The sequence below is a fragment of the Streptomyces hesseae genome (assembly GCF_031845785.1).
GTDB classification, from domain to species: domain Bacteria; phylum Actinomycetota; class Actinomycetes; order Streptomycetales; family Streptomycetaceae; genus Streptomyces; species Streptomyces hesseae.
The window spans coordinates 104,964-118,213 of sequence record NZ_JAVRFI010000007.1 but is presented as its reverse complement, the minus strand read 5'-3'; the positions used below and the strand labels follow the sequence as shown (position 1 = coordinate 118,213).

The window sequence follows — 13,250 nt, the reverse complement described above, 5'->3', positions numbered from 1 at the left end:
GCTTCACCGGGCAGGCACCAGCCGTCCGGCTGAAGGAGGCCGTGCTCCATGAGCCCGTTCACCGGCTCCGCGTCCCGCACCGAGGAATGGCGGCACCTGCGCCTGACCCTCGATTCCGGCGTCGCCACCGTCACCCTCGACCGCCCCGACCGGCTCAACGCCCTCACCTTCGGCGCCTACGCCGACCTGCGCGACCTCCTCCCCGAGCTGGCCCGCGACGGCTCCGTACGCGCCCTGGTCCTCGGCGGCGAGGGGCGCGGCTTCTGCTCCGGCGGCGACGTCGACGACATCATCGGCGCGACCCTGGCCATGGACACCGCCCGCCTCCTCGACTTCAACCGCATGACCGGCCAGACCGTCCGGGCCCTGCGCGACTGCCCCTTCCCCGTGGTCGCCGCCGTGCACGGGGTCGCGGCCGGCGCCGGCGCGGTCCTCGCGCTCGCCGCCGACTTCCGGGTCGCCGACCCGACCGCGCGCTTCGCCTTCCTCTTCACCCGGGTCGGACTCTCCGGCGGCGACATGGGCGCGGCCTACCTCCTGCCCCGCGTCGTCGGCCTCGGCCACGCCACCCGGCTGCTGATGCTCGGCGAGCCCGTCCACGCGCCCGAGGCCGAACGCATCGGCCTCATCAGCCGGTTGACGGAACCGGGCGGCGCGCCTGCCGCCGCCCGCGACCTCGCCCGCCGGCTCGCCGAGGGGCCCGCCCTCGCCCACGCCCAGACCAAGGCCCTGCTCAACGCCGAACTCGACATGCCCCTCGCCGCCTCCCTCGAACTCGACGCCGCCACCCAGGCCCTCCTGATGAACAGCGCGGACTACGCCGAGTTCCACGCCGCCTTCACCGAGAAGCGGCCTCCCGTGTGGCGGGGCCGGTGACCTCCCCGGTGACCGCCCCGGCGGCGGCCCGGATCGCGGTCGTCGGCGGCGGCCCCGCCGGTCTCTACGCGGCCGCCCTGCTCAAACGCCAGGCGCCCGAACGCGACATCGTCCTCTGGGAGCGCAACGCCCCCGACGACACCTTCGGCTTCGGCGTCGTCCTCTCCGACGAGACCCTCGACGGCATCGAGACCGCCGACCCCGTCTTCCACGCCGCCCTCCACCGCGATCTCGTCAGCTGGGAGGACGTCGACGTCGTCCACCGGGGCCGCACCGTCACCTGTGGCGGCCACGGCTTCGCCGCCCTCGGCCGTCACCGTCTCCTCGACCTCCTCCACCGGCGCTGTCGCGAGCTCGGCGTCACCGTCCGCTTCCGCGCGCAGGCGCCGCCCGCCGCCGAGCTGGCCCGCTCGTACGACCTCGTCATCGCCGCCGACGGCGCCGGCAGCCGCATTCGCGACACCCACCGTGACCACTTCCGCCCCACCGTCACCTCCCACCGCTGCCGCTATATCTGGCTCGCCACCGATTACGCCCTGGACGCGTTCCGCTTCGAGATCACCGAGACCCCGTACGGCGTCATGCAGCTCCACGCCTACCCCTTCGGGCCGGACGCCAGCACCGTCATCGTCGAGATGCGGGAGGAAGTGTGGCGCCGCACCGGCCTGGACGGCCGCGACGAGCAGGCGTCGCTCGACGCCTGCGCCGGCTGGTTCCCCAGGCTGCTGAAAGGCCACGCCCTGCGCTCCAACCGCTCCACCTGGAACGTCTTCCGCACGGTCGTCAACGAGCGCTGGTCCCACGGGCGTACGGTCCTGCTGGGGGACGCCGCCCACACCGCCCACTTCTCCATCGGCTCCGGCACCAAACTCGCCCTTGAGGACGCGGTCTCCCTCGCCGCTCATCTGGATGGCGGCGTTACGAGCGTCACCGAGGCCCTGGCGGCGTACGAGGCCGAGCGCCGCCCCGTCGTCGAGTCCCTCCAGCGGGCGGCCCGCGCCAGCATGGAGTGGATGGAGGACCTCGCCGTCCGCGTCGACGGGCCGCCCCGCCGGTTCGCCTTCGACCTCCTCACCCGCAGCCGCCGCGTCACTCACGACAACCTCCGGCTGCGCGACCCCGGTTTCGTCGCCGCCGTGGAGGAGGAGGCGGGCGTCCCGGCCGGTACTCCGCCGATGTTCACGCCCTTCGAACTGCGCGGGCTGACCCTGCGCAACCGTGTCGTCGTCTCCCCGATGGACATGTACTCCGCCACGGACGGCACTCCGGGCGACTTCCACCTCGTCCACCTCGGCGCCCGCGCCCTCGGCGGCGCGGGGCTGGTGATGACCGAGATGGTCTGCGTCAGCGCCCAAGGGCGCATCACACCGGGATGCACGGGGATGTACGCGCCGGAGCACGAGCGGGCGTGGGAACGCGTCGTCGGTTTCGTCCACGGGCGGGCTCCCGGCACGGCCATCGGGGTCCAGCTCGGCCACTCCGGACGGAAGGGGTCGACGCGGCTGATGTGGGAGGGCATCGACCAGCCCCTCCCCGAGGGCAACTGGCCCCTCGTCGCCCCCTCGGCCATTCCGTATCGGGCTGGGGTCAACCAGACGCCGCACGCCTTGAACGTGCCCGAACTCGCCGTTCTGCGGGATGAGTTCGTGCGGTCGGCGGAGGCCGCGGCGCGCGCCGGGTTCGATCTGCTGGAGCTGCACTGCGCGCACGGCTATCTGCTGTCCGGCTTCCTCTCGCCGCTCACCAACCAGCGCACCGACGCCTACGGCAGCGGTCTCACCGGTCGGCTGGCCTTTCCGCTGGAGGTTTTCGACGCCGTACGCGCGGTGTGGCCGGCGGAGCGGCCGATGACCGTCCGGATCTCGGCGACGGACTGGGCCGAGGGCGGTACGACCGCGGACGACGCCGTCGCCATCGCCCGGGCCTTCGCCGAGCACGGCGCGGACGCGATCGACGTCTCCACCGGGCAGGTCGTGCCGGACGAGCGGCCCGCGTTCGGGCGCTCGTACCAGACGCCGTTCGCGGATCGCATCCGCAGGGAGGTGGGGGTGCCGGTGATCGCTGTCGGGGCGATCGCGTCCTGGGACGACGTCAATTCGCTGATCCTGGCAGGGCGGGCGGATCTTTGCGCGTTGGCGCGGCCGCATTTGTACGATCCGAACTGGACGTTGCATGCGGCGGCGGAGCAGGGGTATTCGGGTCCGGGGGCGCCTTGGCCTTTGCCGTACCGGGCGGGGAGTCGGAGGCCGCCTGCGGGGCGGCGGGCGTAGGGAGGAGGCCCCGGTTTCCCGGGGCTCCGCCCCGGACCCCGCTCCTCAAACGCCGGAGGGGCTGGATAGGTCGCCTGGACGGGCTGGATTGCGTTACGCCAGCGCCGGTGTCACGAACTGCGCGCCCGCGTCCCGCAAGCGTGCGTGCAGAGCCGCGAAGACTCGGGCCGCGCGGCCGCCCGGCCAGTCGGTGGGGAGGAGGCCCGCCGGGAGGCCGGGGTCGGCGTACGGGAGGCGGCGCCAGCGGTCGAGGGCCAGCAGGTAGTCGCGGTAGGCCGCCTCCGGCGGCACCGGCTTGCGGCGGGACCAGCGGCGGAGGACCGGTTCGTGGGCGTCCAGGAACGCGCGGTGCTGCGCGGCCAGCGCGTCGAGGTCCCACCAGCGGGCGACCGACTCGGCGGTCGGCTCGAAGCCCAGGTGGCTGCCCCGGAACAGGTCGACGTAGGAGGCCAGGCCGAGCCGCTCCAGGGTGTGCCGGGTCTCCTCGTGCACATGGGCCGGGGCGATCCACACACCGGGGGCCGCCGTGCCGAAGCCCAGCCGGGAGAGCCGGGAGCGCAGCAGGTGGCGCTTGTGCCGCTCGTGCTCGGGTACGGAGAAGACGGCCAGCAGCCAGCCGTGGCCCGCGCGGGCCGAGGAGCGGCCGTAGATGCGCCGGTCGCCGTCGTCCAGCAACTGCCGGGCGCCGTCGGACAGTCCGTAGCCCGCCGCGCCGGCGGGGGTGCGGCCGGCCACGAGCAGGCCGCGGCGTTTGAGCCGGGAGACGGCCGACCGCACCGAGGGCGAGTCCACGCCCACCGCGCCCAGCAGCCGGATCAGGGCCGCGATCGGCACCGGCGCGGCGGGGTCGCCGGCGTCCCCGCGCCCGTACGCGCCGTAGAAGGTGACGATGAGGGAGCGGGGGGTGTGAAGCGGTTGCTGGTCAGTCACGGGGAAACTGTAAAGCTCCGGAACGCAGGCGAAAGCGTTGCAATTTGCCTGTGGGCGTACGGGGAAGGGCGGTGAGGAACACGATCTCGCGAGGGCACTTGTACGGAACGATCTCCTTTTTGGTGAACTCTCGTATGTCCGCGACCGTTTCTGCGGTGGACGGCACTCCCTCCCGCAGGACGACGTGGGCGACGACGATCTGTCCGCGCCGCTCGTCCGGGCGGCCGACGACGGCCGCCTCCAGGACGTCGGGGTGGCGCAGCAGGGCCTCCTCTACCTCGGGGCCCGCGATGTTGTATCCGGCAGAGACGATCATGTCGTCGGCGCGGGCCACGTAGCGGAAGTAGCCGTCCGGCTCGCGGACGTAGGTGTCGCCGGTGAGGTTCCAGCCGTCGCGTACGTACACGCGCTGCCGTTCGTCGGCGAGGTAGCGGCAGCCGGTGGGGCCGCGTACGGCCAGCAGGCCGGGGCACCCGTCGGGCACGGGCGCGCCGTCCGGGCCGACGACGCGTGCCTCGTAGCCGGGGACGGGGAGGCCGGTCGTGCCAGGGCGGATGCGGTCGTCGGCGGCGGAGATGAAGACGTGCAGCATTTCGGTGGCGCCGATGCCGTTGATCAGGCGTAATCCCGTCGCACGCCGCCACGCGTGCCAGAGGTCGGCGGGCAGGTGCTCGCCCGCGGAGACGCACCGGCGGAGGGACGACACGTCGTACGGTCCGAGGGCGCCCAGCATCGCGCGGTAGGCGGTCGGCGCGGTGAACAGGACGGAGACGCGGTGCCGTTGAACGGCGGCGAGCAGACGCTCGGGGCCGCCCCAGTCGGTCAGTACGGTGGACGCGCCGGCGTGCAGCGGGAAGACGAGGAGGCCGCCGAGGCCGTAGGTGAAGCCGAGAGGCGGGCTGCCGGCGAAGACGTCGTCCGGGCGGGGCCGCAGTACGCGCGCCGAGAAGGTGTCGGCGATGGCGAGGACGTCGCGGTGGAAGTGGACGCATCCCTTGGGGTGTCCGGTGGTGCCGGACGTGAAGGCGATGAGGGCGACGTCGTCGGCGGAGGTGTCCACCGCACCGTAGGATGCGGGTTTATTTGCCGAGAGCCGCAGAAGGTCGTCGGGTGCGTTTCCGCCGTACAGCGTGATGCGTAAGTCCGTTATGTTCGCCGCGTGCAGGTCGTCGGCCGACCGGGCGTCGCACAGCGCGTGCCGGACGCGGGCGATCCGGCAGACGGTGGCCAGCTCGTGCGGGCGCTGCGCGGCCAGGACGGTCACCGCCACCGCGCCCGCCTTGAGCACGGCCAGCCAGCAGGCCGCGAGCCAGGGCGTGGTGGGGCCGCGCAGCAGCACTCTGTTACCGGGTACGACGCCCAGGTCCTCGGTGAGGGCGTGCGCGATCCGGTCGACGTGCTCCTTGAGCAGGCCGTACGACCAGACGCCCCCGGTGTCGTCCAGGACCGCGGGCCGCTCCGGGCCCAGCCGGTCCACCGTGGCGTCCAGCAGGCGCTCGGCGCAGTTGAGGCGGTCGGGGTAGCGCAGGTCCGGGGCACCGGGGAGGCCGAAGCGGAGTTCCGGCCACTGGGCGGCGGGCGGGAGATGGTCGCGCGGGAAGGTGTCGATATGGGCCGATGGCATGAGCTCCATCGCGGATGCGCCCCCTCGTCGGCGGAATCACCGGAGAAAACGGAGGTGAACGGGGGTCTTGCCAGCGACGCGGATCCACTGTCAGCGTATCGAGTTGGTGACGGCAGTCAATAGAGCGCGATGGCGCGATAAACCACGCGAGAGAAGGGTGGGTCGGATGGCCACACCGTTCACAGGGGAGGGGGAGCGGCGCAAGGGCTCCGTGGAACTGCGCGCGCTCGCCGCCCGCCGCTTGCGCCCCGTCGCGGACCGGGGCGCTCCCGGCAGGGTCAACAGGCCGCTCCTCGCGACGCTCGGCGAACTCGGTCTGCTCTCCCGGGTGGTGCCCCTGGCCGGGCCCGTACGCGCCCTGGATCTCTGCCTGTTGCGCGAATCGCTGGCGTACGCCTGCACGGAGGCCGAGACGGCCCTCGCCCTGCAAGGTCTCGGCGCCCACCCCGTCGTCGCCCACGGCAACCGGGCACAGCGGGCGCGCTGGCTGCCGGAGATCGCGGCGGGCCGGGCCGTGGCCGCGTTCGCGCTGAGCGAGCCGGGCGCGGGCTCGGACGCGGCCGCCCTGGAGCTGCGCGCGGAGCCGGCCGGGGTGACGTCCGGGGCGGCGTCCGGGCCGGCGTCCGGGGCGGCGGGCTGGCGGCTCCACGGCGAGAAGCGCTGGATCTCCAACGCCCCCCAGGCCGACGTCTACACCGTCTTCGCGCGGACGGGCCCGGGGTCCGGAGCGGCCGGGGTCACCGCCTTCCTCGTACCCGCCGACCGCCCCGGCCTCGGCGGCGAACCGCTGGAGATGCTCGGCCCGCACCCCCTGGGCACACTCACCTTCGACGGCGTGCCCGTGGGCCCCGGCGACGTCGTCGGCGAGGTGGGCCGGGGCTTCCGGCTGGCCATGGCCACCCTCGACCTGTTCCGCCCCAGCGTCGGGGCCTTCGCGGTGGGCATGGCCCGGGCCGCCCTGGACGCCTCGGTGGCCCACGCGGGCGAACGCCGGGCGTTCGGCGGCCCGTTGAAGGACCTCCAGGCCGTCTCCCATCTGCTCGCCGAGATGGCCACCCGCACCGAGGCGGCCGGCCTGCTCGTCCAGTCGGCCGCCTCGGCCTACGACGCGGGGGAGCCGGGTGTCGCCGCGCGCTCGGCGATGGCCAAGCTCTTCGCCACCGAGACCGCCCAGTACGTCGTCGACTCCGCCGTCCAGATCCACGGCGCCCGCGCCCTGGCCCGCGGCCACCTCCTGGAGCACCTCTACCGGGAGGTGCGCGCCCCCCGGATCTACGAGGGGGCGAGCGAGGTGCAGCGCACGATCATCGCGAAGGAGCTGTACAGGTGAGCGGGGACCCGGTGAGTGAGGAACCGTCCTGATGGGTCTGGAACGGATCGATCCCGCCACTCTCGCCCCGCCCCGCGGCTTCAGCCACGCCGTCGTCGCCACCGGCGGCCGGCTGGTCCTCCTGGCCGGGCAGACCGCGCTCGACGAGGACGGGACGGTCGTGGCGGGCGGCCTGCCGGAGCAGTTCGAGCTGGCCCTGGCCAATCTCCTGACCGCCCTCCGGGCCGCCGGGGGCGGCCCGGAGGACCTGGCCCGGGTGACGGTCTACGCGACGGACGTGGGGGCGTACCGGGCGCACGCCCGTGAACTCGGCCGGATCTGGCGGCGCTTGGCGGGCCATGACTACCCGGCGATGGCCGTCGTCGGCGTGGTCCGGCTCTGGGACGAGGAGGCGCTGGTGGAGCTGGAGGGGCTGGCCGTGCTGCCCTGACGGTGGTGTCCGGTGGCCGTGCTGCTCCGGCCGGGGCGCCCGGTGTACCGTTTGCAGCGGTTCGCAGAAGCGTTCGTGGAACCGTGCCCGGGGAAGCCCTCGCGGCGTCCGTGGCCGAGCGAGAGCGGAGCCGAGTGAGAGCAAAGGCGGCGTGTCGATGGCCCCTCGTCGGAGTGCCGACCCCGAGGCCCTGACCTTCACCGAGCGGGCCCGGCGGCAGCAGATCGTCGAGTGCACCATCGACCTGATCTCCACCAAGGGCTACCCGGCCACCTCGCTCTCGGCGATCGCCGAGGCGGCCGGCATCTCCAAGGCCGCCGTCCTCTACCACTTCTCGTCGAAGGACAACCTCGCCCGGCTCACGCTCGAGCACGTGATGGAGCGGTTCGCGGCCCATGTCCAGGAGCGGGTGGAGCGCGAGACCGAGCCGTGCGCCGCGATCGTCGCGTACGTCCGCGCGATGATCTCGTACCAGCAGGCCAACCGCCGGCACGTCCGCGTCATCACCGAGATGCTCCTCGACGACCAGGACGGCACCCGGCTCAAGACGCCGGGCTCCCACGACACCGGCGACCGCTGGCAGCACCTGGCCGGCCTCCTGGCCCGGGGGCAGGAGGCCGGCCAGGTACGCGCCTTCGACACCCGCACCGTGGCGCTCGCCATCGGCGGCGCGATCGACAACGTGATCTCCCACTGGCTCGTCCACCCCGACTACGACCTCGACGCGGCGGCCGACGAGCTGGAGGCGTTCACGCTGAGCGCGATCCGGCGCCAGGACTGACCCCCGTACGGTCCCGGCACCGGATCGGCCCCCTCGGCCCCCTCGGCCCCCTCGTTCCCCCCCGTCCCCAGGCCCTTGTCAGCGCCGGGCGAAGGCGGGCACGTGCTCGGGGCGGATCCCCACCCCGCCCAGATACCCGGTCAGCGTCCGCAGCGCCGGAACGCGCCGCAGCAGCCGGAACGGCACCGGCAGCCGGCCGGGGTCGAGCGTGCCGGCGAGGGCGGGCCGCAGCAGGGTCTCGTGCTCGGCGAGCTGCGACCGCTGGACGACGGCCACCGGCAGCAGCCGGCGCTTCTGCACCCGCTCCAGGTCGTGCACGCAGACCGAGCCGTTCCGCAGCGGCTCCGCGAGGATCCGCCCGGCCGCCACGGCGTCCTGCACCGCGAGGTTGACGCCGACGCCGCCGGTCGGCGACATGATGTGCGCCGCGTCCCCGACGCACAGCAGCCCCGGCCGGTACCAGCGCCGCAGTCTGCCCATGGTCACGTCGAGCAGCTTCACGTCGTCCCACGAGCGGATCGTGTCCGTCACCTCCTCGCCCCAGCCGAACAGGTCGCCTATCCGGGCGCGGAACCACTCGATCCCGTTGGCCCGCAGCTCCTGGTCGGTGCCCTTCTTGATGAGGTAGGAGGTCTGGTAGTACTCGCCGCGGTCCATGGTCGTCGCGAACTGGTCGCCCTTGGCGCGCATGAAGACCGCGCCGTCCTTGGCGCCGTCGGCCTGCGCGGGCACCCGGACCTGCCAGACGTCCATGGGGACGTCGAAGTAGTCGGGCCGCAGCCCCGCCAGCTCGCGGACCAGCGAGTCACGGCCGTCGCAGGCGACCGTGAGGTCCGCCGTGATCTCCCCGGTGGCGCCGTCCGCGTCCTCGTAGCGCACGCCGGTGACCCGGCCGCCCTCGGTGAGCAGGTCCGTGACTGCCGTGCGCATCCGCAGGGTGAAGGACGGCTCCTCGGCGGCCGCGCTCGCGAGCAGGTCGAGGAAGTCCCACTGCGGGACCATCGCGATGTGCTTGTGCGGGCCCGGGATGCGGCGCAGATCGCTCAGGGGCACGATCGTGTCGCCGATGTGCATCCGGACCGTGTCCAGCCGGCGGGCCGGGAGCCGCGCGAACCGTTCGCCCAGGCCGAGTTCGTCGAGTAGCCGCAGCGTCGACGGGTGGACCGTGTCGCCGCGGAAGTCCCGCAGGAAGTCCTTGTGCTTCTCCAGCACGGTCACCTCGACGCCGGCCCTGGCGAGCAGCAGCCCGAGCATCATGCCCGCGGGCCCGCCCCCCACCACACAGCAGGTCGTGCGTTCCATTTCTTTCCGCTCCCCTCACGGTGGATGACGACGACTGACCGTGCGGTTAAAAGTCTGACCGCTCGGTCAGTCGGGAGTCTACGCATGCCCGCCGGGGAGCGACAACGACCCCTCCGGGGGAGCCCTTTCGGGTGCTTTGGGGAGGTCGCCGATTGATAAAGCGGCATAAAATAGTGCCGTTCAGATGCCGCCGGGAAGTGGGAAGCGGGAAGCGCGCATGGCGTCCGTCTCCACGTACTGGCCGCGCTACGTGCGGCTCGCCCCCGGCGCCCTGATCGCGGCCGGGCTGACCTGGAACGCGCTGGCGCCGCAGAACTACTGGGGCGACCCGATGATGGCGGCGGCCTGTGTGGTGGCGGGCGCGCTCCTGTCGCTGCGGCACACCGTGGTCGTGGGCGCCGTCATCGTCGTGGGCGTGCTGGCGCTGACCGCCAAGGACGACTACCTGGGCCGTCCTCCGGGCTGGCTCGAACTGGCCAACACCCTCTTCGCCGCGCTGATCGGCGTCGGCGTGAACCGGGTGGTCGCCCGCCACGGGCGCCGGCTGGACGTCGTCCGCTCGGTGGCGGAGGCCGCCCAGCGGGCGGTGCTGCCCGCGCCCCCGGCCCGGATCGGGCCGCTGGCCGTCGCCGCCTGCTACCGGGCCGCGCAGGTGGAGGCGCAGATCGGCGGCGACGCGTACGCCGTGCAGGCCACGCCGTACGGCACCCGGGTGCTGATCGCGGACGTCAGGGGAAAGGGACTCGGCGCGGTGGGCGCGGTGGCGCTGCTGCTCGGTGCCTTCCGGGAGGCCGCGGCGACGGCCCCGGACCTCGGAGAGCTCGCCGACCGCCTTGAACGCGCGGTGGCGCGCGAGGTGGGGGAGCGCGAGGAGGAACTGCGGATGGAGGGCTTCATCACGGCGCTGCTCGGCGAGTTCGAGCCGGGCGCGGGCCGGCTCTCCCTGCTCAGCCGGGGGCACCCGGCGGCGTATCTCCTCACCGGGGGCGTCGACGGCGTGCGGGTGCGGCCGCTGGCGGCGGGGGAGCCCGGCCTGCCCCTGGGGATGGGCGCCCTGGACGCGTCCGGCCCCCGCCCCGCCCCCGACCGCTGGCCGTTCGCTGCCGGCGACACCCTGCTGATGGTCACCGACGGGGTGACCGAGGCCAGGGACGGCGCGGGCGTCTTCTACGACCCACGGGAGCGGCTGCCGGGGCTCGGGCCGTTCGGCGGACCGGGGGACGTCATCGACGCGCTGATCCGCGACGTCGAGCGCTGGACGGGCGGCCCGCGGGACGACGACATGGCCGTGCTGGCCGTCATGCGAGAGCCCGGCGCGCCCGCGTGAGCGTGCGCGCCGGGCTCGTGGCCGGCGTGGGGCCAGTGAGGGGGCCAGCGGGGGGCGGGTGCTAGATGTCCCGGAACGTCTCGATCTGGGCGCCGATGGAGTTGAGGCGCTCGGCCAGATCCTCGTAACCGCGGTTGATGACATAGACGTTGCGCAGCACCGAGGTGCCCTCGGCGGCCATCATCGCCAGCAGCACGACCACGGCGGGGCGCAGCGCGGGCGGGCACATCATCTCGGCCGAGCGCCAGCGGGTGGGGCCCTCGACCAGGACGCGGTGGGGGTCGAGCAGCTTGACGTCCGCGCCGAGGCGGTTGAGGTCGGTGAGGTAGATGGCGCGGTTGTCGTAGACCCAGTCGTGGATGAGGGTCTGGCCCTGGGCGAACGCGGCGATGGCCGCGAAGAACGGCACGTTGTCGATGTTCAGGCCCGGGAACGGCATCGGGTGGATCTTGTCGATCGGCGCCCGCAGCTTGGAGGGGCGCACGGTCAGGTCGAGCAGGCGCGTACGGCCGTTGTCGGCGCGGTACTCGGGGCTGCGCTCGTGGTCGAGGCCCATCTCCTCCAGGACGGCGAGCTCGATCTCCATGAACTCCACCGGCACCCGGCGGATCGTCAGCTCCGACTCCGTCACCACGGCGGCGGCGAGCAGGCTCATGGCCTCGACCGGGTCCTCGGAGGGCGCGTAGTCCACGTCGCGGTCGATGGTGGCCACGCCGTGCACGGTGAGCGTGGTGGTGCCCACGCCCTCGACCTTTACGCCCAGCTCCTCCAGGAAGAAGCAGAGGTCCTGGACCATGTAGTTGGAGCTGGCGTTGCGGATGACGGTCACGCCGTCGTGGCGGGCGGCGGCCAGCAGGGCGTTCTCGGTGACGGTGTCCCCGCGCTCGGTCAGCACGATGGCGCGGGTGGGGGAGACGGAACGATCCACCTGGGCGTGGTACGTGCCGTCGGTGGCCGTGACCTCCAGGCCGAAGTGCCGAAGCGCCGTCATGTGCGGCTGGACGGTGCGGGTGCCGAGGTCGCAGCCGCCGGCGTAGGGGATCTTGAAGTGGTCCATGCGGTGCAGCAGGGGACCCAGGAACATGATGACGCTACGGGTGCGGCGGGCGGCCTCGGTGTCCATCGCCCCCAGGTCGAGCTCGGCGGGCGGCACGATCTCGAGGTCGTTCCCGTCGTTGATCCACCGGTGCCGTACGCCGATGCTGGCGAGCACCTCGAGGATCCGGTAGACCTCCTCGATCCGCGCCACGCGCCGCAGGGTGGTCCGCCCGGCGTTGAGCAGCGTGGCGCACAGCAGGGCCACGCAGGCGTTCTTGCTCGTCTTGACGTCGATCGAACCGGAGAGCCGACGTCCGCCGACGACGCGCAGATGCATCGGGCCGGCGTATCCCAGGGAGACGATCTCGCTGTCGAGGGCCTCGCCGATGCGGGCGATCATATCAAGACTGATGTTCTGATTTCCCCGCTCAATGCGGTTGACCGCGCTCTGGCTGGTCCCGAGCGCGTCCGCGAGCTGCGACTGGGTCCAGCCACGGTGCTGCCGGGCGTCGCGGATGAGCTTGCCGATACGGCCGAGGTAGGCGTCTGTCATGAGTCAGACGGTATCTCAGATATGAGATTTCTTCTGCACGTGCCATGGCCTCTCCACGTGTTCTGCTCCTATCCGAACAATCGGACAGGGGTATGGAAATCAGAAGTCCGACGTGTCGAGCTCCAGGTCGAAGGGGGCGGGGAGGTGAACGGGGGCTCCGAATGGGGTGGGGCCTTCTGCTCGCGTGTAGCCGAGTTCGCCCCCGGGCTTACTGAAGAGCGTGCAGGTGTGCTCCTGGCGGTCGACCAGGAGGTAGAGGGGGGCGCCGTATTCGGCGTAGCGGCGGCGCTTCGCGACCCTGTCTGTGTCGCCGTTCGAGTCGGAGGTGATTTCCACGACGAGTAGCGTTTGGTCGGGCACGAGGGCGCCTCCGCCCTTCGCCAACTTGCGTGGCACCACAGCCAGGTCGGGGACGTACCAGTTGGGGCTGCCCGGCAGGTCGAGGTCGCCCGAGCCGGCTCTGCATTCGAGCTTCCGTAGTACCGGGCCGAGTTGCTCGCGAATCTCATCGGCTACGTTCTCGTGGTCCCAGGTGGGCATGGCTGGCTGGATGACCCCCTCCACGATCTGCACTCGATCTCCCTCGATGTGCTGGATCGCATACTTCAACGCCTTTTCGGGGTCGTCGGCTGCGTATGTGTGGGGCTGTGCGCTCATCGGTCCTCCCGAGGACATCGTGACTGCAGCATGACGACTGTCCATGGTCTACAGCAATCCGCTCCGCCGCCCCGCCCGTTCGGCCCAACGCTCACCCGAACTGGTGAACCAGCCCCGACGCCGGGCCGGACG

11 protein-coding genes are annotated in these 13,250 nt (G+C 72.6%); 6 read left to right on the top strand and 5 right to left on the bottom strand.

What is annotated here, in order from left to right:
• The first annotated feature begins 48 nt into the window (after positions 1-48).
• Both RM609_RS13880 and RM609_RS13875 read left to right on the top strand, forming a co-directional pair.
• Positions 49-876 (top strand): enoyl-CoA hydratase family protein, encoded by an 828-nt coding sequence (locus RM609_RS13880; RefSeq protein ID WP_311610848.1) that lies wholly within the window; start codon positions 49-51, stop codon positions 874-876.
• A complete protein-coding gene (locus tag RM609_RS13875; RefSeq protein ID WP_311610847.1) occupies positions 873-3,146 on the top strand; it encodes a bifunctional salicylyl-CoA 5-hydroxylase/oxidoreductase in 2,274 nt (757 codons plus the stop codon). Before RM609_RS13880 ends, RM609_RS13875 begins: the two co-directional genes overlap by 4 nt.
• Positions 3,147-3,239: 93 nt before the next feature.
• On the opposite strand, the gene RM609_RS13870 is transcribed toward RM609_RS13875, so the two are convergent.
• Together RM609_RS13870 and RM609_RS13865 are read right to left on the bottom strand one after the other, a co-directional pair.
• Positions 3,240-4,076 (bottom strand): PaaX family transcriptional regulator, encoded by an 837-nt coding sequence (locus RM609_RS13870; protein ID WP_311610846.1) that lies wholly within the window; start codon positions 4,074-4,076, stop codon positions 3,240-3,242.
• The gene (locus RM609_RS13865; RefSeq protein ID WP_311610844.1) at positions 4,069-5,709 is read right to left on the bottom strand and encodes an AMP-binding protein; all 1,641 of its coding nucleotides are present in this window, start codon (positions 5,707-5,709) and stop codon (positions 4,069-4,071) included. The genes RM609_RS13870 and RM609_RS13865 overlap by 8 nt, the downstream gene beginning before the upstream one ends.
• A 157-nt stretch (positions 5,710-5,866) precedes the next feature.
• Here RM609_RS13865 and RM609_RS13860 point away from each other — a divergent pair, with 157 nt between their 5' ends.
• The 3 genes from RM609_RS13860 to RM609_RS13850 all read left to right on the top strand — a co-directional run bounded on the left by RM609_RS13860 (position 5,867) and on the right by RM609_RS13850 (position 8,241).
• Positions 5,867-7,030, top strand: a complete 1,164-nt coding sequence (locus tag RM609_RS13860) for an acyl-CoA dehydrogenase family protein (protein WP_311610842.1) — start codon at positions 5,867-5,869, stop codon at positions 7,028-7,030.
• Positions 7,031-7,061: 31 nt separating this feature from the next.
• Positions 7,062-7,460: a RidA family protein gene (locus tag RM609_RS13855; RefSeq protein ID WP_311610841.1), complete on the top strand. Its 399-nt coding sequence runs from the start codon at positions 7,062-7,064 to the stop codon at positions 7,458-7,460.
• 157 nt (positions 7,461-7,617) lie between these two features.
• Entirely contained in the window at positions 7,618-8,241 is a 624-nt protein-coding gene (locus RM609_RS13850) for a TetR/AcrR family transcriptional regulator (protein WP_311610839.1), read from the top strand.
• 78 nt (positions 8,242-8,319) lie between these two features.
• On the opposite strand, the gene RM609_RS13845 is transcribed toward RM609_RS13850, so the two are convergent.
• The gene (locus RM609_RS13845) at positions 8,320-9,543 is read right to left on the bottom strand and encodes an FAD-dependent oxidoreductase (protein WP_311610837.1); all 1,224 of its coding nucleotides are present in this window, start codon (positions 9,541-9,543) and stop codon (positions 8,320-8,322) included.
• Between the two features lie 217 nt (positions 9,544-9,760).
• Here RM609_RS13845 and RM609_RS13840 point away from each other — a divergent pair, with 217 nt between their 5' ends.
• On the top strand, positions 9,761-10,870 hold the full coding sequence (locus RM609_RS13840) for a PP2C family protein-serine/threonine phosphatase (protein WP_311610836.1): 1,110 nt from the start codon (positions 9,761-9,763) through the stop codon (positions 10,868-10,870).
• A 61-nt stretch (positions 10,871-10,931) separates the two neighbouring features.
• Here the strand turns inward: RM609_RS13840 and RM609_RS13835 are convergent, their stop codons facing one another.
• A complete protein-coding gene (locus RM609_RS13835) occupies positions 10,932-12,461 on the bottom strand; it encodes a helix-turn-helix domain-containing protein (RefSeq protein ID WP_311610833.1) in 1,530 nt (509 codons plus the stop codon).
• Between the two features lie 99 nt (positions 12,462-12,560).
• Positions 12,561-13,118, bottom strand: coding sequence for a Uma2 family endonuclease (locus RM609_RS13830; RefSeq protein WP_311610832.1), 558 nt, complete (start codon positions 13,116-13,118; stop codon positions 12,561-12,563).
• Positions 13,119-13,250: the final 132 nt, after the last annotated feature.

What these genes read in the sequence shown, in the direction of transcription:
- RM609_RS13850 (WP_311610839.1), top strand. Translation starts at nt 7,618, where the DNA reads ATGGCCCCTCGTCGGAGTGCCGACCCCGAGGCCCTGACCTTCACCGAG.
- RM609_RS13860 (WP_311610842.1), top strand. Translation starts at nt 5,867, where the DNA reads ATGGCCACACCGTTCACAGGGGAGGGGGAGCGGCGCAAGGGCTCCGTG.
- RM609_RS13880 (WP_311610848.1), top strand. Translation starts at nt 49, where the DNA reads ATGAGCCCGTTCACCGGCTCCGCGTCCCGCACCGAGGAATGGCGGCAC.
- RM609_RS13835 (WP_311610833.1), bottom strand. Translation starts at nt 12,461, where the DNA reads ATGACAGACGCCTACCTCGGCCGTATCGGCAAGCTCATCCGCGACGCC.
- RM609_RS13855 (WP_311610841.1), top strand. Translation starts at nt 7,062, where the DNA reads ATGGGTCTGGAACGGATCGATCCCGCCACTCTCGCCCCGCCCCGCGGC.
- RM609_RS13830 (WP_311610832.1), bottom strand. Translation starts at nt 13,118, where the DNA reads ATGAGCGCACAGCCCCACACATACGCAGCCGACGACCCCGAAAAGGCG.
- RM609_RS13840 (WP_311610836.1), top strand. Translation starts at nt 9,761, where the DNA reads ATGGCGTCCGTCTCCACGTACTGGCCGCGCTACGTGCGGCTCGCCCCC.
- RM609_RS13865 (WP_311610844.1), bottom strand. Translation starts at nt 5,709, where the DNA reads ATGGAGCTCATGCCATCGGCCCATATCGACACCTTCCCGCGCGACCAT.
- RM609_RS13845 (WP_311610837.1), bottom strand. Translation starts at nt 9,543, where the DNA reads ATGGAACGCACGACCTGCTGTGTGGTGGGGGGCGGGCCCGCGGGCATG.